Here is a 24988-nt window from a genome sequence, read left to right as displayed (position 1 = left end):
ACGGAAATGGAGGTTGTCATCATGATCATCAGAGAACTGCTGGCGAAGGATAACGCCACGATTGAACAAATCATCAGAGAATGTCTTATCGAATTTGGAGGCAACCGGGCCGGGCTGGCGTGGGAGGACGAGAGTCTGAGCCATCTATCCGATTACTATAATCAAGTTGGCCGAGCCTATTGGGTCATCGAGCAGGATGGGAAGGTCGTCGGAGGCTGCGGGATCGCGGAATTTAACGGTTCTAATGAAGTTTGCGAATTGCAGAAAATGTACCTCTCCCGCCATGCCCGCGGAACAGGGATTGCCGCCAGTCTTCTTGACACGGCATTAATCTTTGCCCGGCTTCATTATAAGCAGTGTTACATTGAAACTCTGTCAAACATGCATGCGGCTAACCGCTTCTACGTAAAGCATGGCTTTAAACCATTGGACGCCCCGCTCGCCGGCTCAGAGCACTTTGCATGTGATGCCTGGTATATCATTAACTTTATTAATTAGGTGTAAAAAAGGCTGTAGAACCTGCTTCAGAAGGGTTCTGCAGCCTTTTTTTTTTGCGAATTAGTCCCTGACATACAGTTGTCAGGGTAATCATTGTAAGATGAGTGTATAAGTTAACTACAGAAACCGGAGGTATTTTAATATGACTGAAATGACTACTCATTGCTTGAGATTTTACGACTATCACGTGTGGGCAAATAACATAATCTTCAATCGATTAAAGGAGCTTCCGCGTCACCTATATAATCAAGAAATTCAGAGCGTGTTTCCGTCGGTGTCGAAGGTTATGGCACATATATATAAGGTTGATTATGGTTGGCTGGATATCCTGAAGGGGATGAGTATGAAAGAAGCAATGGAAGCGTCGGTTCAGATTGAGGCGGATGCAGAAGCTGCAAGCCTTGAGGAACTGGAAAAAATGTATGACGATTTGGCCGTGAGATTCAAAGCATTTATTAGCGGGCATGAGGATCTTGAGAAGGAGGTTGTCTTGGATAATCCTTACGCGGGAATATTGAACACCAGGTATTCAGAGTTTATTATTCAAGTTGTGAATCATGGTACGTACCACAGGGGCAATCTCTCGGCTATGCTTCGCCAACTAGGCTACTCCTCTGTAATGACCGAATATGGACTATTCATGTACCATGATAAATAGTCCGCAATACTTACAAATATTTCAATTCACAATGATATAATGGGTGTTATGTTCCCTTACCACAAAGGAGATGTTGCATATGTTTAAACACATTGAGGATTTCGTTGCAACTTGGCGGCATGAAACAGCAGCAACGTTGCGGACGCTTGAAATGCTCACGGACGATTCACTTGGCCAACAGATCACAAGCGACCATCGAACGCTTGGACGTCTTGCATGGCATCTTGTACAGACGTTGCACGAAATGCCATCGCGGACGGGATTGTCTTTCGAAGGGCCGGGTGAAGATGTACCGGTACCAGCATCGGCAGCAGACATTGCGGCAGCCTACAAACGGACCTCGCAAGCGCTGCTTGATGCTGTACAGTCCAGTTGGAAAGATGAGAATCTGCTCAGCATGAGCGAGATGTACGGCGAGCAATGGCCGAACGGCTTGACGCTGGATGTACTCGTAAAGCATGAGATACATCATCGGGGTCAAATGACGGTCTTAATGCGTCAGGCCGGCCTTCGTACGCCGGATCTTTACGGCCCGACGAAAGAGCAATGGGCAGAGTTTGGAATGCCGGCTCCGGTCATCTAGTGTAAAAGGCTATCCCGCTTTGGCCGTCTGGCTGAAGCGGGATTTTTTATGAAAGAAACAATTCCCAATTTGTTGTATTCGCCAAAACCGTTTGGCTCTCTGCGGAGTCTAATGAATAGATGCGAGATGTCAGGGGAGGAAGCGTGTGGGAAACGATTTACTGGTGACCGCAGCGAAACGCGGCGACGATGCTGCCTTTTATAGTCTCATATCGCAGCACAAAGAGAAGATGTACCGGATCGCTTATTCGTATTTGAAAAACGAGACCGATGCTCTTGAGGCCGTGCAGGAAGTGACCTGCCGGGCCTATATGCAGATCCGCAAGCTGAAGGAACCGGACTATTTCGGAAGCTGGCTGATTCGAATTCTGATGAATTATTGCGCAGACGAAGTCAAAAGGAAGATTCGAAGAAATGACGGTCAGCAAGCAGCTGCCGCCGCATTGGAACCGCTGGCAGCAAGCGTTGAATCGGCCTTGTTGGAGAGGGTCATGCTCGAATCGGCGGTTGAACAGCTGGATGCGAACTATCAGAAGGTCATTCAGCTGAAGTATTATCATGATCTGACGATTACGGAGATTGCGAGAACACTGCAGAAGCCGGAAGGCACGATCAAAACTTGGCTGCATAAAGCGCTTGGCGGGCTGCGGCAACGATTGGCAAAGGAGGGTGAGTCGAATGAGTGAGTTTCGGGATCAGCATGAGCAGGAATTGCCGCAGCTTGAGGCGATGAAGGAGTATATGGAGGACATTGCGATCCCTTCTGAAGTGGATGAAAAGATCTGGAGCGGCATCAGAGCAGGCCGACTGCGCAGAAGGCGCAGAGTCTATACCAGAATGGCAGCTTATACGGCCTGTCTCTTGCTTCTCGTGTCGGCAGCTTCCGTCCGGTTCTCTCCTGAGGTCGCGGCATATGTAGGCGAAATCCCCGCTCTCCGGCCGCTCGTCGAGCTCATTCATTATGATAAGGGGCTTGAGCTCGCAATAGACAACGACTTTATGCAGCCAGTGGGTCTCTCGGAAGAGCAGGACGGGATTAAAATGACGATAGACGGTATTATCGCCGATGAATCGAGAATCATTGTGTTCTATACGTTAGAGAACATGGACGGACAGAAGAGTGTTGTTAATCTTGAAAAAGTGGAGTTAACAGATAATAAGAATACTTCGATTTCGCAAGCTTTCTACCCACATGAAGAAGATTGGAAGATTATCCAAGGAACCATTGATCTATATCCAAACGAAGGGGCAAGTATCCCCGATTACCTGAATATGATTTTTAGGTTTGACAAGGTTACCGAATCGGCAACGAATAGGCCGGAATGGCAGTTTGCCATTCCAGTAGATAAAGCCAAATTTGAAGGGCTCAAGGAGACCTATGACATCAATCAGACTGTCTCGGTTGAGGGTCAGAAGATCACCTTTGGGGCGATGACGGTCTACCCGACAAGAATAGAAATTGAAGTGGACTATGATCCATCCAACTCGAAGAAGCTTTTTTACTTCGATGATCTTCGGCTCGAAGATGAGAAGGGAGAAACATTTAGTACCATAAACAATGGCGTAACAGGCTCTAATATAAGCGAGAACAGCCAAGTACTGTATTTCCAGAGCAATTACTTCCGCAAGCCTAAACACCTGTATTTACGGGCAAGCAGCATACGAGCCATGGATAAGGCTATGCGGGAGGTAAAGGTTGATATTGACCGCAAGGAGCTGCTGACGCGACCGGACAGCAAGCTTACTTTGAAAGACATCGGTACCAGTTCAGAAGATGGTCAAGGCATTCTTGTCTTCGAGATGAAGAATGAGAACCCGCTCGACCAGAACCATATGTTCAGTTTATTTGAAAGCACGTATAAGGACGCTTCCGGTCAATCCTTCGAGTCGCATATGGCGTCAACCTCAGGCAATGAGGCCGAGTATGAGTACCAGTATTTTATCAAGAAGGAGAACTATCAAAGCCCGCTTACACTCTATATTCAGGACTATCCAACCCGGATTCATGGGGACATCGATCTCAGAATCAAATAAAAGGGAATCACAGGGGCTGTCATTGGCGGCCCTTGCTCAGTGTTCGGATTTATTTTCTAAAAAATGGTTGAATGATAATGGATTAAGGTTAATAAGGTTTATAGCTTTGAATGTCTAAATGGAGGTGCTTTTATTGAGAAGCATGGCAATAAGAAGAAACGGAATGATGAAAGGGATGACCCTATTGATAGCCGTTCTCCTATGTACGGCGATGTTGTTCCCCCTGACAGCAAGCGCGGCCTACTACAACACCTACAGCTCCGTCGCAAAGCTCAATAATGCAAACGGCTGTTACGCTGCACAGGGATTTGCCGCGGGATCAACGTATACCTATTCCATAAAGGTAAACAGCAGCAATACGAAGGCCGTTATTTACCGTACCAGAATGAGCGACGGGTCCACTACGCTTATGAAGAACGGGGATAACGGGACAACGCACGCTACATACCTCGGCCATGCGAATGATGTGGTGCTCAGTTATATAGACGGAAAATATTATATGTTTGTCGTCACCATGAAAGCAGGCAGCATGAGTCTCGTGAAGCTGAAATATGTAGGCACGACCTTTTACAAAGTTGGTCAGTACACGATCAAATACAATGGCGCTAACAAGTCCATGTCGGGTGTGAAAATTACAAGCAAGGACGCGAACAAAATAAACTTTATGTTCAAATCCGGACTGACCCTTTACAAGGGGACGCTTCCACTGACTGCAAACAGCGGTACCATTCCATTAACTAAAAGCTTGAGCCTGAATGTAAAAGATGCAAAGGTTAACGGCAGCACAATATCCAATATCACCTCATATGTCTCTCAAGGCTTCGGCTATAGTAAAGATACCATCTATGTTCCGCTAACCTATAAGAACGTTAGTGTCGTGCTTGTATACCGTAATTTGTCCAAGGCCTCAGGTACAATAAAGGCGGATGGTAATCTATCCTTCCGCATTACTTCGGCTGCTTATGCTGACTTGTTTGAGATTGAAGGCATCGGTATCGCCAATGGCAAGCTTTGGTTCAGCACCAATCGAAGAACCAAGCCGGGTGATACCGCTCACGATGGCGTGCACTATTTCAATGGTTACAACGCTTCCTAAATACGAAATCGCCATTTGCTGGCCTAAAACTTTTCTCCCTTTTCATCCTAACCAAGCATAAATTCCGAACAAACCGCGTACTTAGTGAAGCAAGACTTCATAAGCAACGCGGTTTTTGTTCTTAGCCGACCGGTTTTGTTTCTATATAAAGATGCCATACTGAAGGAATAGCAAGCTTACGAAGTAAGAATTGCAATACAGCAATTCTTTAGGATTACGCTTACGACGTAAGAATTGCAAAACAGCAATTCTTTTAAGGAGTGATTGTAGTGAAGCTGTATGATTGCGCGATAATCGGCGGCGGTCCGGCCGGTCTTAATGCGGCCCTTGTGCTGGGAAGGGCAAGAAGGAACGTTGTGCTGTTTGACGATAACAAGCCGAGGAATGCCGTGACGCATGAATCGCATGGATTTATTACAAGGGACGGCGTAAAGCCGGAAGAATTCAGACGCCTGGCGCATACCGATATAAGCAAATATCCTTCTGTCCAAGTTGTTCGGACAAAGGTCGCTGATATGGTGAAGAGGGGACACGCCTTGTTCCTGGTGCAGGCGAGTAATGGGGATGTCTATCAGGCGCGGACGGTTATTCTGGCGATTGGACTCAAGGAGAAGCTTCCAGCCATAACGGGTGTCTCCGATTATTACGGCACATCCTTGTTCAGCTGCCCTTATTGCGACGGATGGGAATTGAGAGATCAGCCGCTTGCCGTCATTTCGGAAAATGAATCCCACCGCTATTCCATGGTTTCCATGGTCTACAACTGGAGCAAGGATCTGATCATTTGCACCAATGGCGTTGGTACGTTCGAGCCGCAGCAGCGGGCGAAGCTTCTAAGCCGCGGAGTGCGGATCTTCGAGCAGCCGATTGCTTCTTTGAAAGGGAAAAATGGCCGTCTGCAAAAAATTGTCTTCGCAAATGGAACGGAAGTAGCGCGCACGGGAGGTTTTGTGACGTCAAACTGGTATTTGGCGATCCGATTTGCCGAGAAGCTAGGCTGCCGATTGAATGAAAGCGGTGGTCTGGCCATTGACGATTATGGCAAAACAACGGTCGAGCATGTCTATACTGCCGGTGATGCCGCGACGATTTCGCCCGCCCAGCTTATTGTTGCCGCGGCTGGCGGCAGCAAAGCGGCGATGAGCGTAAATACCGCGCTGTCCCATATGGACTTCTAGGGGTATGTCAGTTTAATGTTAGATTAATTTACATAAAGTTATTGCAACCCTGCTTCCTTACCTGCTAAACTCTTGATAAATTACTAGCTGATTGATAGATTGCCCGAGCAATTCGATTGGGGCTAGACCAATGTTAAGAAGGGTGGAATGGACAATGGGAAAACGATTATCCGTACTTCTGGCAGCAGGTATTCTCATCATGACGGTGGCAGCATGTGGAGGAAACAAGGAAAGCGGCGGCAGCGGCGAGAAGGTGTACAAGTTCGCGACAGACGCGGCTTATGCGCCGATGGAGTTCATGGACAAGGATAAAATTACAGGATTTGATGTGGATTTTCTGAAGGCGGTCATGGATGAAGCGGGTCTGAAGTACACCATCACGAACACCGGATGGGATCCGATGCTGGCGGAAGTGGAGTCCGGCAAAACTTATGATGCGGGGATCTCCAGCGTATCGATTACGGATGAACGAAAGCTGTCCTATGACTATTCCATTCCTTACTTCGAATCTACCAACATGATTATGGTGAAGGAAGATAGCCCGGTCGCAAGCGCGGCCGATCTGAAAGACAAGAAGGTTGCAGTGCAGATCTCAACAACGGCGGAGACGCTGATGGCCGGCATTATGGGCAATGACAACGGCAATCTGAAGCGGTTCGACAGCAATGCGGTGGCCATGCTGGAGCTTGATTCGGGCGGAGTGGATGCGGTAGTGGCCGATATAGCGATCGTCCGCGAATATATGAAGAACAATCCGGAGCGCAAGCTGAAGGGGATTCTGGATCAGGCGAGCTTTGGCTCGGAGTTCTACGGCATTCTGCTGCCGAAGGGCAGCGAGCTGAAGGCGAAGCTGGATCCGGCGATCAAGAAGGTGCTGGAGGACGGAACGTATACGGACGTCTATAAACAATGGTTTGGTGAAGAGCCGAACGTCGACAATGTGCTAAACGCAAAGTAAGCTGCTAAAGGCATGCGTAATGGGTTCATGTTGCGCATGCCTTTTCACATTCTGGGGGGAAGAGCGCATGCATTTTCGATTCGATATTATTGTCGACTATATACCGCTTCTGCTGAAAGGCGCCGCTTTGACGATAGGCATCTCCGCGCTGGCTATTGTGCTGGGCTCTATCCTCGGGCTTGCTGTCAGCTTCGGCAAAATGTCGCCCAGATGGTATCTCAGCTGGCCGACGAGCGGTTATATTCATTTTTTTCGCGGAACTCCGTTATACGTGCAGATCCTGATCGTTCATTTCGGGCTTGTGCCCGCCTTCATTGGACATACAGATGCCGTTATTGCGGCGATTACCGCGCTGGCGCTGAACTCGGCTGCTTATACGGCGGAGATTTACCGGGCTGGCATCCAGTCGATCGACAAGGGGCAGACCGAAGCCGCGCAATCGCTTGGTATGACCGGGATGCAGACGATGCGGTTCATCATTCTTCCGCAGGCGGTGAAACGGATGATTCCGGCCTTTGGCAATGAGTTTATTGTCCTGGTCAAAGATTCCTCGCTTGTTGCCCTGATCGCCGCTCCGGAATTAATGTACTGGAGCAACGTGATGCGCGGACAATATTTGCGCGTATGGGAGCCGTATCTGGCAGCAGCATTCATCTATCTGATTCTGACCTATTCGCTTAGCAAGCTGCTTGGGTGGATGGAGAAGAAGGGGGTGGCAGGATGACGGCTAGACCAATTATTGAAGTAAAAGGGGTTCACAAATCCTTTGGCGCCAATACCGTCCTGAAGGATGTTTCTGTGCAGGTGGAGCAGGGAGAAGTTGTTGTTGTGATTGGTCCTTCCGGTTCGGGCAAGTCGACGCTGCTTCGCTGTCTAAATGGACTGGAGAAGCCGGAAAGCGGTGAGATCCGGATCGAGGACCGCTCCTTGCTGGTTGCAGGGGCTGCCATTACGCAGATCCGCTCCCGGATGGGTATGGTGTTCCAGCAATTTAATTTGTTCCCTCATCTGAATGTACTTCGGAATATTACGCTTGCTCCTGTGCAGGTGCGAAAGCTGGAGCCGGCCAAAGCGGAGGAGCTCGCGATGTCACTGCTTGGCAAGGTTGGACTAAGCGAGAAAGCCGGGCATTATCCGGCCTCCTTGTCCGGCGGCCAGGCGCAAAGGGTAGCGATAGCACGGGCGCTGGCGATGGAACCGCACATTATGCTGTTCGATGAGCCGACATCGGCCCTTGATCCGGAGATGGTTGGTGAGGTGCTGGCTGTTATGAAGGAGCTGGCGGCAGAGGGGATGACAATGGTCATCGTGACGCACGAGATGGGCTTCGCCCGAGAAGTCGGGCACCGCGTGCTGTTCATGGAGCAGGGCATGATTGTGGAGGAAGGCACTCCGCAGAAGCTGTTTGACGAGCCGCAGCAGGAGCGGACGAGAGCATTTTTATCTAAAGTACTGTAACGGCAGGCTTGCTTGGCGCATAAGGTGAAATCTCCGCGGATACCCTACTAATGGCAAAGGAGGGGATTCAAGCAATGGAATCGACTAGCGAATTTGTAGCAAAGGTTCATGAGACACAGGCCAAGCAGAAGAAAAATAAGGTTCACTACGGCAAAGGCAAGGCGTCACAAAAGCTGCAAAATGTGCAGCACACGAACAATCCATAGCATAACCGCCCGGGCTATCGGTTAAGCCCGGAGTCCGGGCGGATTATAGGAATAGAGAGATTATGGCTTATCCATGGATTGACAAAAGAAGGCGGTTACGGCATCATAAACATATGAATAGTTGTTCATATATGCATAAAGAGAGGTGCCTGTTTTATGAGCCATGATCATAATCAACCAGAAGAGAAGCATTCGCATGCCGATGGGGGGCAGGCGCATAGCTGCAGCGCCGGACATCACCATGGCCACAGCCATGGAAATAGTCACGGGCACGGGCATCATGGTCATGACCATGGGCATCACGGGCATCATCATCATTTTGATATGTCGGGCAACAAGACCGGATTGTTTATAGCATTAATTATTACAGCGGGCATTATGGTATTGGAGTTTGTCGGGGGATTGGTGACGAACAGCCTCGCGCTGTTGTCAGATTCGGGGCATATGCTGAGCGATGTCAGCGCCTTGGTGCTTAGCCTTGTGGCGGTCTGGTTCGCGGCGCGTCCGGCATCGGCGGTTCGTACGTATGGTTTTCACCGGTTCGAGATATTAGCGGCATTATTTAATGGGGTTACACTTGTTGTAATCTCGGTCTTTATTATATGGGAAGCAATTGGACGGCTGTTTGAACCGCCAACTGTGGCAAGCGGCTCGATGATGCTGATTGCGGCAGTCGGCCTGCTGGCTAACCTCGCAAGTGCATGGGCGCTGCTGCGCAAAGGCGATGTCCATAATAACCTGAACGTTCGAAGCGCCTACCTGCATGTGCTGGGTGATGCACTTGGCTCGGTGGGGGCCGTGTTAGCGGGGCTCCTTATCTACTTGTTCGACTGGAATATTGCCGACCCGATTATATCCATTGTGGTTGCGGTACTGATTGTGAAGAGTGCGTGGAGCGTGCTGAAGCATACCGTCCATATTCTGATGGAAGGGACCCCGGTTAACGTGGATGAGCAGGAGGTGCGCATGGCGCTTGGCGAGCTGGGAGGTGTCGTTGATGTCCATGACCTGCATATTTGGACCATTACCTCCGGCCTTGATTCCTTGAGCTGTCACCTGCAGGTCGCAGACGGCACGGACTGCCAGAAGGTGCTGCAGGCTGCCATCGCGCTGATCGAAGAGCGCTTCGGCATCCAGCACACTACCATTCAAGTGGAGAGCTCGGGTATCCGCCATATGGAGCTTCAGGTGTAGCCTGGGACATTGCATATGGTGGAGGCAGGGCCATTGGTCAGCCGCGTGGGGGAGCGGAGCTTTCCGACTCCAAGAGACAACCGCGATTCGATTTGATGCGGTAAAGCTTGCCCTGGGGGCGGGAGGCTTTTACTGCAATTTCTAATGAGGATATAAGGCTACTATGATGGAATCCTCATCCGTCTAGTTGACTCTCGACAACAGCAGGTTATATACGTTGTATAGAATGCAGGATATTTAGCGTTTTGAGCATACATTCCTTTAGTATCCTGCACGATGTGCAGGATATTTCGCCAGTTGGGGTGTTTCAGGCTCTCTCGGAGCACATTATCCTGCAAACCATACACTATATTCTTCTCATAACCCGGTAATTATCCCATTATACTGTAATCCATACAACGTAACCTGAGAGCAGCTGGAGAGGTTAGCGGAAGAGAATAGAAGAGGCAGAACTGTCACTTGTGAACGGCCGAAACGCTGCTGCTGAAAATGGGGGTCAGTTGCTGCTACCTTTGTTAAGGAGAGCTGGTTCTTGATTCCATACAACAAAGCAAGAAAGCCGCCTTGGAGGCGGCTTTCTTACTATTACAGATTAATGTACCGCTCGAAGATTGGGCCGAAGTCCTTCACTTTGTACTGCTTTTGAGCGCCTTCAAGCCAAGAGAATGCGGATTTGTTCAGCTTGTCGAAGGTAGCGGCTACATCGTAGTCGCCTTTATGGGCATGGCTTAACGTAGAGGACGCCAGCTCCAGGCTTTGGCGGGCAAAGCTGAGGCTGATTTCGTTCTCATGGTTAATTTCCGCGATTTTGATAAGGGATTTGTACAAGTCCTTTACTTGCTCGATATTCTTCTTATTCACGTCAATCGAGAACGGAATGGAGCCAATCGTGAATTTGATCTCGACATCAAGGTCGACCGTGCCTGCTGTTTCCAGCGCGACGTTGCTGATCTTATTGGTTGCGTACGAGTAACGGTGCAGCATCCGCTTCTTGCTCATTGCGCTGGTGCCGTCCAGATGAATGAGTGCGAAGTTCGTGAAGCAGTACTCATCTGTTTTCGATTTGATCAGAAAATAAATCTTTTCCCCGTCTTCATGCATGACGTAATCGTCAGAATCCACCTTGTCATAATTCTCCGGGCGGATAACCGCTCCGATATCGCTTAGGCCGAGTATGTCGGCAGCTACTTTTCCGAACAATCTTACCATTCCCCTCATGAATATAATGAATGAATCACTCTACCATTATATATGCGAGATGGGGGATTATTCTAGTTTCTCCCGGCTTAGATCAGGATTGCTCGGCAGCAGCCTTGGAGGCGGCCATTTTATCCTCCATATGCTGTCTCTTCACCAGAATGGCGGCAATGATCAGCATAATGCCATTAATAATAAATACCCAGCGGATTGGAATGACGCCGCCAAGCACACCCCCGATAACCGGTCCAAGCATGGTGGCGAACTGCGTGGCCGACTGGTTCAAGCTGAAGGCCCGTCCGCGGAAGCTTGTCTCCGTCGACTTCACGATCATGGCATTAATAGCCGGGGTTACTCCGGCGAAGAACAGGCCGTACACAAAACGCAGGATCCCGAACTCGGTAATATGCCCAACGAAGAATTGCAGACAGTTGCCGATTCCGCCGCCAAGCAGACCGATAAAGAGCACCTTGGAGAAGCCGATCCTCGATCCGAATTTGCCCCACTGCGGCGCGGCGATCAAGGTGGCGATCCCGACAGCGGAGAACACGATCCCCGACTGGAGCGAGGCATCCTGCTCGTTAGCTCCTAGCTGTAATACATAGACCGTAAGCAGCGGTTCGAGAATCATAACCGAGAACATGGCGAGTCCGGACATGCCAAGCAGCGCCAGGAATGCCTTGTTATGCGAAGCATGCTTGAGGTCATCCATGACGGAGGAGCGTACGCCGGAGCGGTTGAACTTATGCTCGGTAGCGAAGAACGTTGCGATAAGCGCGGCCACGAGCACGATGCAGCCCGAGAAAATAAACGATTCCCGGTTGCCGATATAATGGCTGACCGTACCGCCGATGAGCGGTCCCATAATGCCGCCCGTCGCGCCGGATGTCGCCATAATGCCAAGGGCGTATCCGGATTTCTCCTCCGGAGTGTTGGTGGCAACAAGGGCAATTGCGGCAGGCACATAACCGGCGAGCAAGCCTTGGAACACACGCAGCACAAGGAATACATAAGGATCCTTGATTAAGAAAGTAATGAAATAAAGTGCCGCTAAGCTGAAGCCCGAACGAATGAGCATCGGCTTGCGGCCATATTTGTCAGCTAGCGATCCCCAATAAGGCGCGATAAGCGCACTGGCCAGAAACGTAATGCCAAACGCGAATCCGGACCACATTTCCAGATGATTATTCACTCCAAGATCGTTATGTAAGAACAGCGGAATGAACGGGATTGATACGGAATAGGCCGTGCTGCAAAAGAAAACACCAATCCACAAGACGATCAAATTACGTTTCCACGAGTAAGGCTGGGCCATGTCAGTCACATCCTAAAGAGTCTGTCGTTTTGTTTTATTGTAAACCTATTCTTATAGAATCTCCATGTGGCGCTCGAAAAACGATACTTTTGTCCTTACAATAACCTGATTAATCTCATTTATATTTAAGCTGGTTTCATGAGAAAAAGCCCCCGCGATCGTGCAGCGGAAGCTTCTTGTCATGCGGTGGTATTTAATGCCGAAGCGCCTCCAGCAGGCAGGCGTTGAACAGATCCAGCTCCTCGTAAAAGATGGCGTGGCCGCTGTTGTCGAAGCGGAGCAGGATGGAGCTTGGAATGTTCTCCTTCATAATAATAGCCAGCTCAAACGGGCAAATGCGGTCGTACACCCCATGGAAAATATACGTCGGAGCCTTGATACGCCCCAGGTCTGCCTTCACATTCTCATCCCTCAGCGTATGCCCGCAGGCAATAATGGCGCGGGGCGACTGGTCGAGCTGCACGGAGTCGAACCATTGCCTGAAGGCTGGCGTTGGCTCGTTGTGAAAGAACAGCTTGCCGAATTCCTGCAGCATTTGCGGCCGGTCGCGGTTCGCAAGGGCAATAAGCGCATCGAGGCCTTCAACCGGCATGCCTTGCGGAAAACCGGGCTGCTTCGTAATGTACGGAGCAGCCGCGGCGAACAGAAGCAGCTTGCCGACGCCATGTCCGGCATGCCGCCCCATGTAGCGGACGGCTACAGCCCCGCCCATCGAGAAGGCGGCAAGTGTAATCTGCTTGAATCCCAAAGTATCAATAATGGCGCGTACATCATCCGCCATCCGGTCAAGGCTGTAGCTTTCCCAAGGGGAATCCGATTTGCCAAAGCCGCGGAGATCCATCCGGATGCAGCGGTAGCCATACTTGGGCAGCTGGTTAACCTGGTATTCATACATGCGGTGATCTAGCGGGTAGCCGTGTACAAACAGAATTGGCTGCCCAACTCCCGTATCCTCCACGTACAGGCTGACGCCCGGTTCCACATCGATATAATAATTCAAGGCAACAGTCTCCTTCTTCTAAATATAGATTCGTCCTTTGTAGTAAAGGTATGTGAAAGAACGTTCGGTTAGAAGAAAGCGGCCCGGTACATCTGTTGCAGGGCTTGGTGAGCCATTATGTTGGATGAAATCCAACGTAGGCGGTAGGTGTTGCTTCTTAAATATCGGGTTGTTAACTATGTGGGGCAGAAGCAGCCAATGATTAAAACATAAAACCGTCATACAGCGGGGCTAACGTGCTGACGTTTCAATTGTGCCCCAGGCTGCAGTCGCAGCGAGCGGGCCAATCTGGCGAGAATAAGACGCAACGAAAGAAGCTGCACCCCATGTCTGTATGCAGACGGAGTGCAGCTTCTGTTAAATTCTTGTCAATTGCAGCAGGCTGCTGTAGGCGACTGTACGGTTACGGCCGTCGCGCTTCGCCTGATAGAGGGCCTGGTCGGCATATTTGAACAGCTCGAACACTTCTTCGGATACTTCCGGGAAGGTTGCGACCCCAAGCGACATCGTCACCGACTCGCCAATCGGGGTAACGGACTGCTCGATCCGCAGCCGGATCCGCTCAGCAACCTGAACGGCTTCATCCTCCGAGGCATAGGGGAGCAGCATTGTAAATTCCTCTCCCCCGAACCTGCAGCAGTAATCGTCGGGACCTTTCTCGCTCAGCATAATACCCGCGACAAACTTCAGAACCTCGTCGCCCATATGGTGGCCGTGCCGGTCATTAACATTCTTGAAGTGATCAAGGTCCATGATGATGACGGAAAACGGAGTGCCTTGCTGCTTCCATAAGCTTGTGATGGCGCCCATCGTCCTCCGGTTGGTCAGACCGGTTAGCGCATCCGTATTGGCCTCGGCATGCAGCATTTCCTTTTGCTCGCGAAGCTTGTTAAAGGCAACCGCCACCGTATCAAGCAGCTGGTTCGCTTCATAGTTCCAGCTGACATCAGACGTCAGCGGCTTCAGCGATTCATCCCCTCCGGAGAGGCGGGAGGCGTAAGTTGCGAGCCGGGTAAGCGGATGAGCCAGCTTGCGGGACAGCCAGAACGAGATAATAACGAGCAGCAGAACAAACGGCGCAGAGAACTTCATCATTTCCCGAATGACATTGGCTGAAATATTCGTGATATGGTCCTGCGGCGTCTGCGATACAATCCCCCAACCGGCAGCCGGTACCGGCGCGAAGCCGGCCAGGAAGTCCTGCCCTTGCGAGTTAATAACGCGCTGCGCGCCGGCCAGACCTTGCATCAGCTTTTGAACAACCGGATTGCTGCTCACATTGTCCGAGATGCGATCCTTGTCCGGGTGGTAGATCAGGTTGCCGGAAGAGTCAACGACATAGAAGTAAGAGCCGCTTGTTGTACTCGCCTGAACGCCAAGAATATCCCGGAAAATATTCGCCTGCTGCAGGTAGATGGACCCGCCGACAAATCCTTTGTAATTGCCGTTATGGTCGAAGATTGGATGACTAACCATAACAATGAGGCGGTTCGTTATCGCATGGAACGGTTTTGAAATATAAGGCTTTTTCAGCCTAAGCGACTCCAGGGTAGCTTCCGAGGTTGGCTTGCTTCCAATGAGATTCAGATTATTGGGCGAGGTAGAGACAATAACGCCGCTCTTGTCCACGATCGTCAGCGAGTTGAAGTAGGGGCTTGTCCCCATAAAGAAATCAAGCTGGGACAGGACGTTCCTATCCCTCAGCTCGACATCCGAGAAGTAGTCAGCCGTCACTTTAAGGCTCTTCTGCATGGATACGACAAGCGATTCGGTTGTTTTGCTTAAGTTGAGCGCAGCGATGCCGTTCATTTCGATTGTATTATTGAAGAGCGATTTGCGCTCGGTATTATATCCGATAATGGTGCTAATGAAGATTGTAATAAGAACAGATAGAATAACGACGAAAGAAATAATAGATGATAGCTTGAAGCCTCTGCGCGGCCTTATCGGGTAGACCATAGACGGTAGGTGATGCTCCTTCCTGATTCTTACTATCGGATAGTGTATCATTTTTTGTCGAAAGTATCGAGAATCACTCTAAAAAAGAGCTATTCTTCCAATTCGCCATTTATCAGCGATAAGGAAGAATAGCTCTGTGTACGTCGGCTACACCGATTTACGTTCGCGGCGCAGCAGATAGATGAAGTAAGGCGCTCCGATAACCGCCGTCGTAATGCCAACGGGGACCTCGCGCGGAATAATCAGGATGCGGCCGATCACATCGCCAAGCAGCATCAAGTCCGCCCCGATCAGAGCCGACAGCGGCACAAGCCACTGATGCCGCCCGCCAACGAACAGCCGGGCGATATGCGGCGCGATCAGGCCGATGAAGCCGATCGAGCCAACGGCAGCGACCGAGCTGCCGGTTAGCAGCGCGGCCAGCGCCAGCAAGAGGAAGCGCTGGCGAGGCACATTCATGCCAAGCGCGGCGCTGCCTTCATCGCCAAGCTGGAGCACGTTCAGCTTCGGATAGCTGAGCCAGACAAGCGGCGTAAGAATCGCAATCCAGGGCAGCAGGGACAGCACATCCTGCCAGTCGCGTCCCCATAAGCTGCCGGACATCCAGAGCAGCGCCATGTTCACATCGGAGGGATGCTTGACGAGCAGGTATTGGATGCCGGCCTGAAATACCGCTCCTACGGCTACCCCAACCAAAGCGAAGGAGGACGGGGATAACGTCATCCGTTTGCTCAGCAGAAGCAGGATGACCAGGGCGATCACCGCGCCCAGGAAGGCGGCAATCGGCAGGGCGTAGCTTGGCGCCCCCGGGAACAGGAAAATAACAGCCGCCGCCATAAAGCCGGCGCCTTTCGTAATGCCAATCACGTCGGGACTCGCCAGCGGATTTCGTACAATGCTTTGCAGAATATCCCCTGCAACCGCAAGTCCAATGCCGGACAGCAAGGCGATAACGACCCGCGGCAGCCGGTACTGAAGGACGATGTAGGAATCCGGTGAAGGCAGCATCGTTAAGCTGTTCCACAGCTCGCGAAGCGGTACCGGAACAGCCCCGACCCGGAGGGAAACAACGGCCAGCAGCAGCAACAGGACGGCCGAGACGATTAAAGCGTACATTCCTTTTCTCATTCCGCCATCCCCCTGCTTTTGCTTCTGCGCGCCAGATAGATGAAGAAGGGCCCGCCAATAACCGCCGTTACGATTCCAACCGGAGATTCGTACGGGAAGGCGATAAATTTGCTGATCCAATCCGCATAGACAAGCATGCAGCCGCCGAGCAAGCCCGTCAACGGAACAAGCACGGCTAATCGGCCGCCAACCAAATATCTGGCGATATGCGGCACGATCAGGCATAGGAAGCCGATTGGTCCGCATAAAGCAACGGCCGAGCCGGCCAGCGCAATAACAAGCAATCCGCCAACCGCCCTTACGACAGCAATCCGCTGTCCGAGACCCGTGGCTACCGCATCATCCATCAGCAGCAGCCGGAAGGAAGGAATCATCGGAATAAGCACGACCAGACTGATAACGGTAAAAGGCAGAATCGAATGGACATCTCCCCATACCACGCTGCTTAAGGACCCGACCAGCCAGAACAGGATACTGTCGGTGGAATGCTGGTTCAAGATGATCATCCCCTCGGTCAGGGAGGAGAGCAGGAAGTGGACGGCAATGCCGGCCAGCGCCAGACGGACATGCTGCTGCCGGGAGCCGGCGAGCGACCAGACGAGCAGCGCGCCAAGCGCCGCCCCAACAAAAGCAAACGCGATGCTGCCAAACAAGGATAAGCCGTCAATAGCAACGAGTCCGATGACCACCGCGAAAGAGGCGCCGGCATTAATGCCGAAGATATGCGGCGATGCCAGCGGGTTGCGCGTAATCAGCTGGGTGAGCAGTCCGGCCAGCGCCAGATGAACGCCAACAACAAACGCCATGATGGCGCGGGGCAGGCGAAGTGTCTGAATATACAGATGAGCCTTGTCATTTCCCTGATAGGTAACTGCTTCGTATAAGGTCCGCCAGGAGATCGCTGCCTGGCCCCATTTGAGACTGCTGATTATGCCGGCTATTAATAGTAGAAAAGAAAAAAGGAAGAGCAGAAACGCGGAACGTTTCTGCTTTCCCTGACTTGGGGCCGTCATCATAAGATTATTCTCCTAACTGGGCCGCAATATCTTTAATAATATGTTCGGAGCCGATCAGGCCTCGGGACAGCGCCCAGTTGCGGCGCTCTGCCGTCAGCACCTTGCCGCCGGCAACCGCGTCGAGCTTGTCCCAAAGCGGATTCGATTCCCACTCCTTGACGATTGTGTTCTCCTCGGTAGGAAGAAGGACAATGACCTCCGGGTTTGTCTCGGACAACTGCTCCAGGCTAAGCTGCGGGTAAGCTTCCTCGTTCTTCACCGGATCGTCGTAGCCGATCGAGGTCAGGAACGAGCCTGCGAAGGAGTGGTCGGACTGGGCGAAGAACCCCTTTGGATTTACAACGGCCGGCAGAATGGTATAGCCGGTTTCTTTGATTTTCTGCTGCTCTGCTTCTACCGTTGCTTTATGCTCTTCCAGACGCTTCTGACCTTCGGCTTCTTTGCCAAGCGCTTTGGCAATGATCATGTAGTTATCGAGTGCCATATTGTAATCGGCCAGATGATCGTTCAGGACGACCGTTGGCGCGATTGCTTTCAGCTGATCAAGCACGTTCTTGTGATGATCCGTATCGGCAATGATCAGATCAGGCTGAAGCGAGCTGATCTTCTCCAGATTAGGCTCATAACGGGAGCCGACGGACGTGTAGCTGCCCAGCTTGTCCTTCACTTCATCCATCAGAAGGGAAGGGTCGTCATCATCGGCAAGGCCAACGGGCTGAACGCCAAGGGTAACGAGTGCATCGGCATAGCTGAACTCCAGTACGACGATTTTTTCGGGGGCTTTATCAAGCTCCACGGTACCCAGCTCATCTTGGATGGCGATTTTACCGCTGGATGCTTCTTGCGATGGTTGTTCCGAAGCTTCTGCACCGGATGTAGAGGTATTGTTGGCATTGCCGCAGGCTGCCAGCGTTAAAGCAAGTGCCGCGATCAACGCCAGCGCGTAAAGTCTGGATGTACGAATGAATTGCATAAGAAAAAGTTCCTCCCAGCCAAATGATTATGATAATTATTATCAATTAATTGCATTGTAACGGCTGAGGGGCAGTTAGACCATATCTTATCTTAAGATGGGACATGTCTTATTTTTAGATTTAGATTGGCTTGACGGTATTCTGATATTCGGAAGGGGACATGCCCACCTCTTTCTTGAACATTCGGCTGAAGTAGAAATAATCGGGGAAGCCCACCTGCTGCGCGATCTCCTTGGCCGGCTGCAAGGTCTGCTGAAATAGCTGCTTGGCCTTCTCGATCCGCAGGCTGCGGAGGTAAGCCGTCATCGTACGGCCGGTATGCTTCTTGAACAGCACCGTATAATGTCCCTCGCTTATACCGGCCCGTCCGGCCAGCATGGGCAGCGTAAGAGGGAGCATATAATGCTCGTTCATGTAAGAAATCGTATCTTCGATCGAGCGAGTGCCGCCGGATACTTTCATCTCCGATTCCCGCAGGAAGATGTATAAGATTCGCTCCAGCATAAGCCTTTTCCGGTATTGAAAAGCCGCTGCTTCGGGACGTCCGGCCTCGGGAAGCTCCTCCTGCGTTTTGCGCAGAAGCTCATCCACCATATAATGAATTTTCACTTCGCTATAGGTGCCAAGCTGACCCTCAAGCGTCCATTCCTGTTGTTCTACAGGCAGCATACGGTAAGTGAGGATTACATATTCGGCGGCCTTCGTCCTCGGCACCTCGATCCGGTAATCGCCATACCCCGAATGGCAGGCATAACCTTGCGTGCAGACAACGGGCTCGCCTTGTCCGGGAGTGACGCTCACATGCCCGCGTCTGACAACAAGAAGATGGTGCACGCCGGCAATGGCAGGCAGGGAAGTGGAGCGGGTATAAGCTTCCAGATGATCAAGACAAGGGATGAGGAAATTAAGCTGATCGAATGACATACGGTTGAGCCTCCATCAGAAAAAAACTGACTGTCGTCGTTCTTCATTATAATCGATAACCCCGCCCAATAGCGCAAAAATGCCCATCTGACCAACCGCATGCAAGGATGCGGCAGATCGGATGGGCATTAACGTCATTAGCCTTTAACGGCGCCGGCTACAACGCCTTTAACGATATATTTTTGCAGGAAGATGAACACGATGATCGATGGCAGAACGGCCATGACCATGGCGGTCATTGCATACTGCCAGTCCGACGTATATTGGCCAACGAACGTGTAGGCCGCAAGCGTCAGCGTCTTCGTATCCGGCGAGCCGTTAACCATAAGGAGCGGCAGCAGGAAGTCGTTCCACATCCACATAACGTCGATGATGATGATGGTTGTCGTTACCGATTTCAGCAGCGGGAAGATCACGCTGAAGAAGAGGCGGAAGCCGGAAGCACCGTCGATCGTTGCGCTTTCGTCGATTTCTTTCGGGATGCCTTTTACGAAACCATGGTAGATAAAGACGGCCAGCGGTGCGCCGAAGCCCCAGTACAGAAGACCAAGTCCCCAAGTGCTTTCCGTAATGTGAAGATCCTTCGAGAGTTGAAGAACGGTCAGCATGATCGATTGGAACGGAATCAGCATCGGCATAATGCACAGCAGGTACAAGAAGCCGCTCCATCTTGTTTTGGTACGTGCGAGCTTATAGGCTGCGATCGACGAGACGAAGACAATCCCGATCAGACCAACGCCTGTAATGACGAAGTTGTTCAAGAACAGCTTCGGATAGTTGATAAAGGACCATACATGCTCATAGTTGCCAAAAGCCAGCTTGTTCGGCAGAGCAATAACGTCGGTCATAACCTCGCCAAAGCTCTTGAAGGAGTTATTGATGGCCAGGAATAACGGATACAGGAACAACAGAGAGAATAGGACCATCACAACTTCAAGGATGATGCGTCCAGCTCTTGATTGACGGTTCATTATGCCTCAACCTCCCTGCGTTTGAAGATCGTCAATTGAATAATCGTTACGATAAGAACGGCAACGAACAGGATCAGCGCTTTGGCTGTGCCATAGCCGTACAGGTTGTTCTGGAACGTATCCCGGTAAATGTCATAAGCGATACTGTACGTTGTTCCGCCAGGACCACCGCCAGTCAGCGACAGGATGACGTCGAATACTTTGATCGAGTTGGTCAGCGCCATAAAGACCGAGATCGTAATCGAAGGCGCGAGCAACGGCAGCGTAATGTTGAAGAAGCGGCGGATTGGACCGGCTCCGTCTACGGTAGCGGCTTCCTTCAGGTCATCCGGCACCGACTGCAGACCTGCGATATAAATAACGAGGTAGAAGCCGACCGACTGCCAAATGGAGACGAGCAGGATGGAGATAAAGGCTAGTCCCGGTTCACCCAGCCAGCTGAGCTTGAAGATGCCCCAGCCTGTGCTTGCTCCAAGCGATTCGAAGCCTTGCATAAAGATGAATTTCCAGATGAAGCCGACGATAACAAGGCTAAGGATGTACGGGATAAAGAATGCCGCGCGCAGCCAGGTTGTCGATTTGAGCTTCATGTCGAGTACCAATGCGAGCAAAATGGCAAGCACGTTCACAAGCACGATGTAAAGAACGGCGTATTTAATCGTGAACCATGCAGATTGGGTAAAGTTCGTGTCATGCAGGAAAATTTGCTTGAAGTTATCAAGTCCGATAAATTTAGGATGCTTGGAGATCCCGTTCCATTTGGTTAAGGAATAGCGGATCGTCATAGCAAACGGGATGTAGAAGGCGATAGCGATACAAATGAGAACCGGCAGCGTAAACAGGCCGAACTCGATTTTCTCGCTCACTTTTCTCCCCATTTTCTTAAACATAGTTGCACCTCTTCTCGATGTCGTCAGTTTGTGCGTCGCCGTTCTGGTTGTGTTCGTCCGACTATACATCAGTACCTTATTCGATATACTGTGTATTATAATTGCGCCGGAAGGCAGCCAAAATGGATATATGAAACCTGTTAGGGGTAAAAAGGTGAACTTAAGGCAACATCAGCAGTGTGTGGGGGAGTGGTTGAAATGACAAATCATATCGCGAAAGGCTGGAACGCTCTGACCGAACGGGTGTCCAGCCGATTGGTGAACAAGCTTATTTTGCTGTTTTCGACGATCATTATTCTGGTTGTAGGGTCATTAACCTTCATTTCTTACAAGATGCTGCAGCGGGAAGCGCTAAAGAACAGCATTGCCAGCACATCTAACAATTTGCTCCTCGTGAACAAGAATCTGGAGGATTACCTGACGGGGATGGAGCAGCTGTCTCTGCCGCAGATCAATTATGATGAGCTGGCGTTCGCGATCAGCCATGCGGCGACCAATTATGCGTCGAAAATGTTCGTCGAGGACTATCTGCGCAATATGTACTTCTCCCGCAGTAATGAGGATCTGGAAGCCATTTATTTGTATTTCGTCAGCAGCGGGACCTATTACACGATCTCCAAGGAGAACTTCGATATCAAGATCCGGTCGGGCCAAGCGGATAATATTCCGTCGATGTCCTGGTACAAGCAGGCGATGGACAGCGAGACGAACCGGGCTTATCAGTCCTTCCTCCTGTCGAACTCGGAACGCGGGTACGACATGGATCCAAGCCGCAGCTTTATGGCTTACCACCGGGTGCTCCGTTCGATCTCGACCCGGGCTCCGCAGGCGGTGGTGTCTTTCTACTACAACACGAACACGATCGATAACATCATTAAGGATATTCCGCAAAATAAAGGTCAGCATCTGTTCTTCCTCAGCCCGGATAATGTGCCGTTCGTACTCGATGAGAAGCCGTTCTACCAGTCGATGGTGGATAGCGGCCTCCTGAAGCAGCTAACGGCTGATGGTTCGAGCAAGGACGGTCTCACCTGGGATTCCCCGGAGGAGAGTAAGTACCTCGTTGTCTACAATGTAGGAGAGCAGGAAGGCTGGAGGTTGGTCAAGCCGATTCCTTACAAGGAGCTTTACACAGCGGCGAAGACGACCCGTAATCTGAACTTCCTGATTGGTCTTCTCTTCCTTCTGCTGGCCGTCATCCTGATCACTTATTTCTCGAATGCCGTAACAAAACCGCTGAAGTTCTTGTCCCAGCAGATGAAGCGCTTTAGTACCGGGGATTTCGAGGCTTCAACAGAAGTCGTTGGACGGGATGAACTCGCCTATCTGTCCCGCCAATTCAACCAGATGGTCAGCCAGACGAATGAGCTTATCAACGAGAGGTACAAGATGAAGCTGGTGGAGAAAAACGCGATTCTAAAAGCGCTGGAAGCGGAGATTAATCCGCATTTCCTCTATAATGCGCTGCAGGCGATCTCGACCAAGGCGCTTAAGGCGGAGCGATTCGATATTGCCGATATGGTGGATGCGCTGGCGCTTACCTTGCGTTATTGCATAAGCGGCAAGGATATCGTCCGGGCCAGCGAAGAGCTGCTGCATATCGAGCGGTATATGTCGCTGCAGAAAGCGCGGTTCGGAGGCAGGCTGCAACTGATAACCGACTGGGATGAGGAGCTGAAGGAGCTGGAATTGCCGAAGCTGTCGCTTCAGACGCTGGTGGAAAATGCGATCAAGCACGGCGTCGAGATGGTATCGAGTACCGTGACAATCCGGATCAGCGCGCGGGCGGCGGGCGGACATGCCTTTATCATCGTCAGCGACAATGGACCGGGCTTTGCGCCGGGCAGACTGAAAGAGGTGCTGGGCTCGTTCGAGGGTGACTGGAATGAACAGAAGGAAGAAGAGAGAAGCGTGGGACTTGTAAACCTGAATACGCGGCTTAAGCTGCTGTACGGGACAAGCTCCCAGCTTGTGATCCGGACGAGTCAGTCCGGCACGGAAATGGAAATGCTAATACCGCGAGGAGGCGGACCTTATGTATAGAGTGCTTATTATTGATGACGAAGAACCCCTTCGTGAAGCCATTCGGATTCTAGGCGACTGGAAAGGACTCGGAGTGAGCGAGGTGCTGGAGGCGACGGACGGGAAGAGGGGGCTGGAGCTTATTGCCCAGCAGCCGATTGATCTGGTGATGGTGGATATGAAGATGCCGGGCATGAGCGGCGCGGAGCTGCTGCAGGTGCTTGAGCGCGACTATCCGGATCTGCCCGCGATCGTCATCAGCGGTTATAACGACTTCGAATATACCCGGCAGGCGATCCGCTCGAAGGTAGTCGACTATTTGCTGAAGCCGATTAACCGGCATGATCTGAACGCCGCGCTGCGCAAGGCGGTGGATCTTCTGGAGGCACGCCGCGTGCGGGAGAGCGAGTTCATTAACCGCAACATTACCCTCAATATGTCTCTGCCAAAGCTGAAGGAGAAAATGTATCTGTCCATTATCGACCGCAGCTTCCGCAGCCAGACGAATGAGGCGTTCCTCCCATTGATCGGAGCGGATGATCCGGATAACCGGTTCGCCGCTGTCGTGCTGAGGATGCTCAATATGGAGCAGGTGCGCCAGGCCAGATTCCATTCAGACGTGGACCTGCTTCATTTTGCCGTGGGGAATATGCTCAATGAGATTGCCGGCGAGTACTTCCAGGCATTCAGCTTCGCAAGTCCGAAGCAGGACCGCGAGCTTATTGTCATCCTGACGATGAAAGGCGCCTACCAGGAGGATATCGCGTACCGGTCGCTGCACCAAATGAATAAGGCATTGGCTGCCCTGCAGGATCTGCTGGGCATTGTCGCGGTTGCCGGAATCGGCACTCCTTGCTCCAGTATTATGGAGATTGCCAATTCTTACGAGATGGCCAAGGCTGCGATTAACGGCATTAATCTGCTGAAGCTGAAAGGGTATTTCGTAACCAATACAGCTCAGAAGCCGGTTCAGGAGAACCCTCTGATATCAGGGAGAATCCAGCTGTTCCGCGCTGCGATTGAAGCGGGCAATACAGCCGGGGCGAGGTCTATCCTAAGCGAGGCATTAAAAAGATGGAGCAGCGGAGAGGCATTTACGCTTGGGGAAGCGGAACAGACACTTAACCGATGTATTGTTTTGCTCAATGATATGTCCCTGGAGCTAGGCGTGCCTAGAGAGAAGCTGCCCCTCATGGAGGAGCATCCGATCCGCTTCATGGGTCTTTCGGACGATTTCACGAGCTTCGAGCAGTTCAGCCAGATGCTGGATGAAGCCCTTTCCTTCTACCTGGAGCAGATCCGCCTGACGCAGTCCGCGAACCGGCCTTTTGAGATTGGGGATATTAAAGCGTATATCGATAACCGGTACTACGAGGATATTAAAATTTCGATGTTCGCTGATAAATATTTTCTGAGCAGGGAATACATAATGAAGCTGTTCAAGCAGCAGTTCGGATGCGGGATCCATGAGTACGTGCAGCGTATTCGTATGGCCAAGGCGAAGGAGCTCCTTGATGATCCAAGCCTGAAGATCCAGGATATTTCTGAGATGCTGGGCTATAAGGACAAGAACTATTTCAGCAAAGCATTCCGGAATTATTTCTCCATATCGCCTACGGAGTATCGAACCGCTCGCAAGGAAGGATAAAAAGTGAACTGGTGGCAAGACTCCGCTTTTTTACCCTTAACTAGTCACTTATGTGCATTTTTATCCGGTCCCGTATTCATTA

The 24988-nt window shown here is 51.2% G+C and carries 24 protein-coding genes; 14 read left to right on the top strand and 10 right to left on the bottom strand.

The genetic code is table 11. The annotated features are described in order from the left end of the window. Nucleotides 1–21: 21 nt before the first annotated feature. The 12 genes from BM200_RS20410 (at nt 22) to BM200_RS20355 (ending at nt 9862) form a co-directional block, all read left to right on the top strand. Nucleotides 22–498 (top strand): GNAT family N-acetyltransferase, encoded by a 477-nt coding sequence (locus BM200_RS20410; RefSeq protein ID WP_091188487.1) that lies wholly within the window; start codon nt 22–24, stop codon nt 496–498. Between the two features lie 142 nt (nt 499–640). Beyond that, on the top strand, nt 641–1156 hold the full coding sequence (locus BM200_RS20405; protein WP_342716434.1) for a DinB family protein: 516 nt from the start codon (nt 641–643) through the stop codon (nt 1154–1156). 79 nt (nt 1157–1235) lie between these two features. Beyond that, nucleotides 1236–1739: a DinB family protein gene (locus BM200_RS20400; protein WP_091188486.1), complete on the top strand. Its 504-nt coding sequence runs from the start codon at nt 1236–1238 to the stop codon at nt 1737–1739. A 145-nt stretch (nt 1740–1884) separates the two neighbouring features. Next, nucleotides 1885–2424, top strand: a complete 540-nt coding sequence (locus BM200_RS20395; RefSeq protein ID WP_091188485.1) for a sigma-70 family RNA polymerase sigma factor — start codon at nt 1885–1887, stop codon at nt 2422–2424. Further along, the gene (locus BM200_RS20390) at nt 2417–3772 is read left to right on the top strand and encodes a DUF4179 domain-containing protein (RefSeq protein ID WP_091188484.1); all 1356 of its coding nucleotides are present in this window, start codon (nt 2417–2419) and stop codon (nt 3770–3772) included. The genes BM200_RS20395 and BM200_RS20390 overlap by 8 nt, the downstream gene beginning before the upstream one ends. A 142-nt stretch (nt 3773–3914) precedes the next feature. Beyond that, nucleotides 3915–4868 (top strand): hypothetical protein, encoded by a 954-nt coding sequence (locus tag BM200_RS20385; RefSeq protein ID WP_245773116.1) that lies wholly within the window; start codon nt 3915–3917, stop codon nt 4866–4868. A gap of 269 nt (nt 4869–5137) precedes the next feature. Continuing rightward, nucleotides 5138–6046 carry an NAD(P)/FAD-dependent oxidoreductase gene (locus BM200_RS20380; RefSeq protein ID WP_091188482.1) on the top strand — a complete coding sequence of 303 codons (909 nt, stop codon included), beginning with the start codon at nt 5138–5140 and terminating at the stop codon, nt 6044–6046. Nucleotides 6047–6200: 154 nt separating this feature from the next. Further along, nucleotides 6201–7004 carry a basic amino acid ABC transporter substrate-binding protein gene (locus BM200_RS20375; protein WP_091188481.1) on the top strand — a complete coding sequence of 268 codons (804 nt, stop codon included), beginning with the start codon at nt 6201–6203 and terminating at the stop codon, nt 7002–7004. Between the two features lie 67 nt (nt 7005–7071). Then, the gene (locus tag BM200_RS20370) at nt 7072–7728 is read left to right on the top strand and encodes an amino acid ABC transporter permease (RefSeq protein WP_091188480.1); all 657 of its coding nucleotides are present in this window, start codon (nt 7072–7074) and stop codon (nt 7726–7728) included. Nucleotides 7729–7739: 11 nt separating this feature from the next. Further along, nucleotides 7740–8462: an amino acid ABC transporter ATP-binding protein gene (locus BM200_RS20365; RefSeq protein ID WP_091188674.1), complete on the top strand. Its 723-nt coding sequence runs from the start codon at nt 7740–7742 to the stop codon at nt 8460–8462. A 74-nt stretch (nt 8463–8536) separates the two neighbouring features. Then, a complete protein-coding gene (locus BM200_RS20360) occupies nt 8537–8668 on the top strand; it encodes a DUF4023 domain-containing protein (RefSeq protein WP_091188479.1) in 132 nt (43 codons plus the stop codon). Between the two features lie 156 nt (nt 8669–8824). Next, nucleotides 8825–9862 (top strand): cation diffusion facilitator family transporter, encoded by a 1038-nt coding sequence (locus tag BM200_RS20355; RefSeq protein WP_091188478.1) that lies wholly within the window; start codon nt 8825–8827, stop codon nt 9860–9862. A gap of 585 nt (nt 9863–10447) precedes the next feature. Here BM200_RS20355 and BM200_RS20350 read toward each other — a convergent pair. From BM200_RS20350 to BM200_RS20305, 10 genes are all read right to left on the bottom strand, one after another. Continuing rightward, a complete protein-coding gene (locus BM200_RS20350; protein WP_091188477.1) occupies nt 10448–11062 on the bottom strand; it encodes a PH domain-containing protein in 615 nt (204 codons plus the stop codon). 91 nt (nt 11063–11153) lie between these two features. Beyond that, complete coding sequence (locus BM200_RS20345) at nt 11154–12374, bottom strand: MFS transporter (RefSeq protein WP_091188476.1); 1221 nt, start codon at nt 12372–12374, stop codon at nt 11154–11156. Nucleotides 12375–12567: 193 nt separating this feature from the next. After that, on the bottom strand, nt 12568–13374 hold the full coding sequence (locus tag BM200_RS20340) for an alpha/beta fold hydrolase (protein WP_091188475.1): 807 nt from the start codon (nt 13372–13374) through the stop codon (nt 12568–12570). A gap of 357 nt (nt 13375–13731) precedes the next feature. Further along, nucleotides 13732–15333, bottom strand: coding sequence for a sensor domain-containing diguanylate cyclase (locus BM200_RS20335; protein ID WP_091188474.1), 1602 nt, complete (start codon nt 15331–15333; stop codon nt 13732–13734). A gap of 147 nt (nt 15334–15480) precedes the next feature. Continuing rightward, the gene (locus BM200_RS20330) at nt 15481–16461 is read right to left on the bottom strand and encodes a FecCD family ABC transporter permease (protein ID WP_091188473.1); all 981 of its coding nucleotides are present in this window, start codon (nt 16459–16461) and stop codon (nt 15481–15483) included. Beyond that, complete coding sequence (locus BM200_RS20325) at nt 16458–17477, bottom strand: FecCD family ABC transporter permease (protein WP_091188472.1); 1020 nt, start codon at nt 17475–17477, stop codon at nt 16458–16460. The genes BM200_RS20330 and BM200_RS20325 overlap by 4 nt, the downstream gene beginning before the upstream one ends. A 4-nt stretch (nt 17478–17481) precedes the next feature. Then, a complete protein-coding gene (locus BM200_RS20320) occupies nt 17482–18450 on the bottom strand; it encodes an ABC transporter substrate-binding protein (RefSeq protein WP_091188471.1) in 969 nt (322 codons plus the stop codon). Between the two features lie 121 nt (nt 18451–18571). After that, a complete protein-coding gene (locus BM200_RS20315; RefSeq protein WP_091188470.1) occupies nt 18572–19375 on the bottom strand; it encodes an AraC family transcriptional regulator in 804 nt (267 codons plus the stop codon). Between the two features lie 137 nt (nt 19376–19512). After that, on the bottom strand, nt 19513–20346 hold the full coding sequence (locus BM200_RS20310) for a carbohydrate ABC transporter permease (protein ID WP_091188469.1): 834 nt from the start codon (nt 20344–20346) through the stop codon (nt 19513–19515). Continuing rightward, nucleotides 20346–21236, bottom strand: a complete 891-nt coding sequence (locus tag BM200_RS20305) for a carbohydrate ABC transporter permease (protein WP_012772388.1) — start codon at nt 21234–21236, stop codon at nt 20346–20348. Before BM200_RS20305 ends, BM200_RS20310 begins: the two co-directional genes overlap by 1 nt. 198 nt (nt 21237–21434) lie before the next feature. Between BM200_RS20305 and BM200_RS20300 the strand changes: the two genes are divergently transcribed. Both BM200_RS20300 and BM200_RS20295 read left to right on the top strand, forming a co-directional pair. Next, nucleotides 21435–23279, top strand: a complete 1845-nt coding sequence (locus BM200_RS20300) for a sensor histidine kinase (RefSeq protein WP_091188468.1) — start codon at nt 21435–21437, stop codon at nt 23277–23279. After that, a complete protein-coding gene (locus BM200_RS20295; RefSeq protein ID WP_091188467.1) occupies nt 23272–24906 on the top strand; it encodes a response regulator in 1635 nt (544 codons plus the stop codon). The genes BM200_RS20300 and BM200_RS20295 overlap by 8 nt, the downstream gene beginning before the upstream one ends. Nucleotides 24907–24988 lie beyond the last annotated feature (82 nt).

The organism is Paenibacillus catalpae (genome assembly GCF_900112695.1).
In the GTDB taxonomy this organism is placed as follows: domain Bacteria; phylum Bacillota; class Bacilli; order Paenibacillales; family Paenibacillaceae; genus Pristimantibacillus; species Pristimantibacillus catalpae.
Note: the sequence above shows the minus strand (reverse complement) of the source record. Positions and strands in the feature narration are given on the sequence as shown.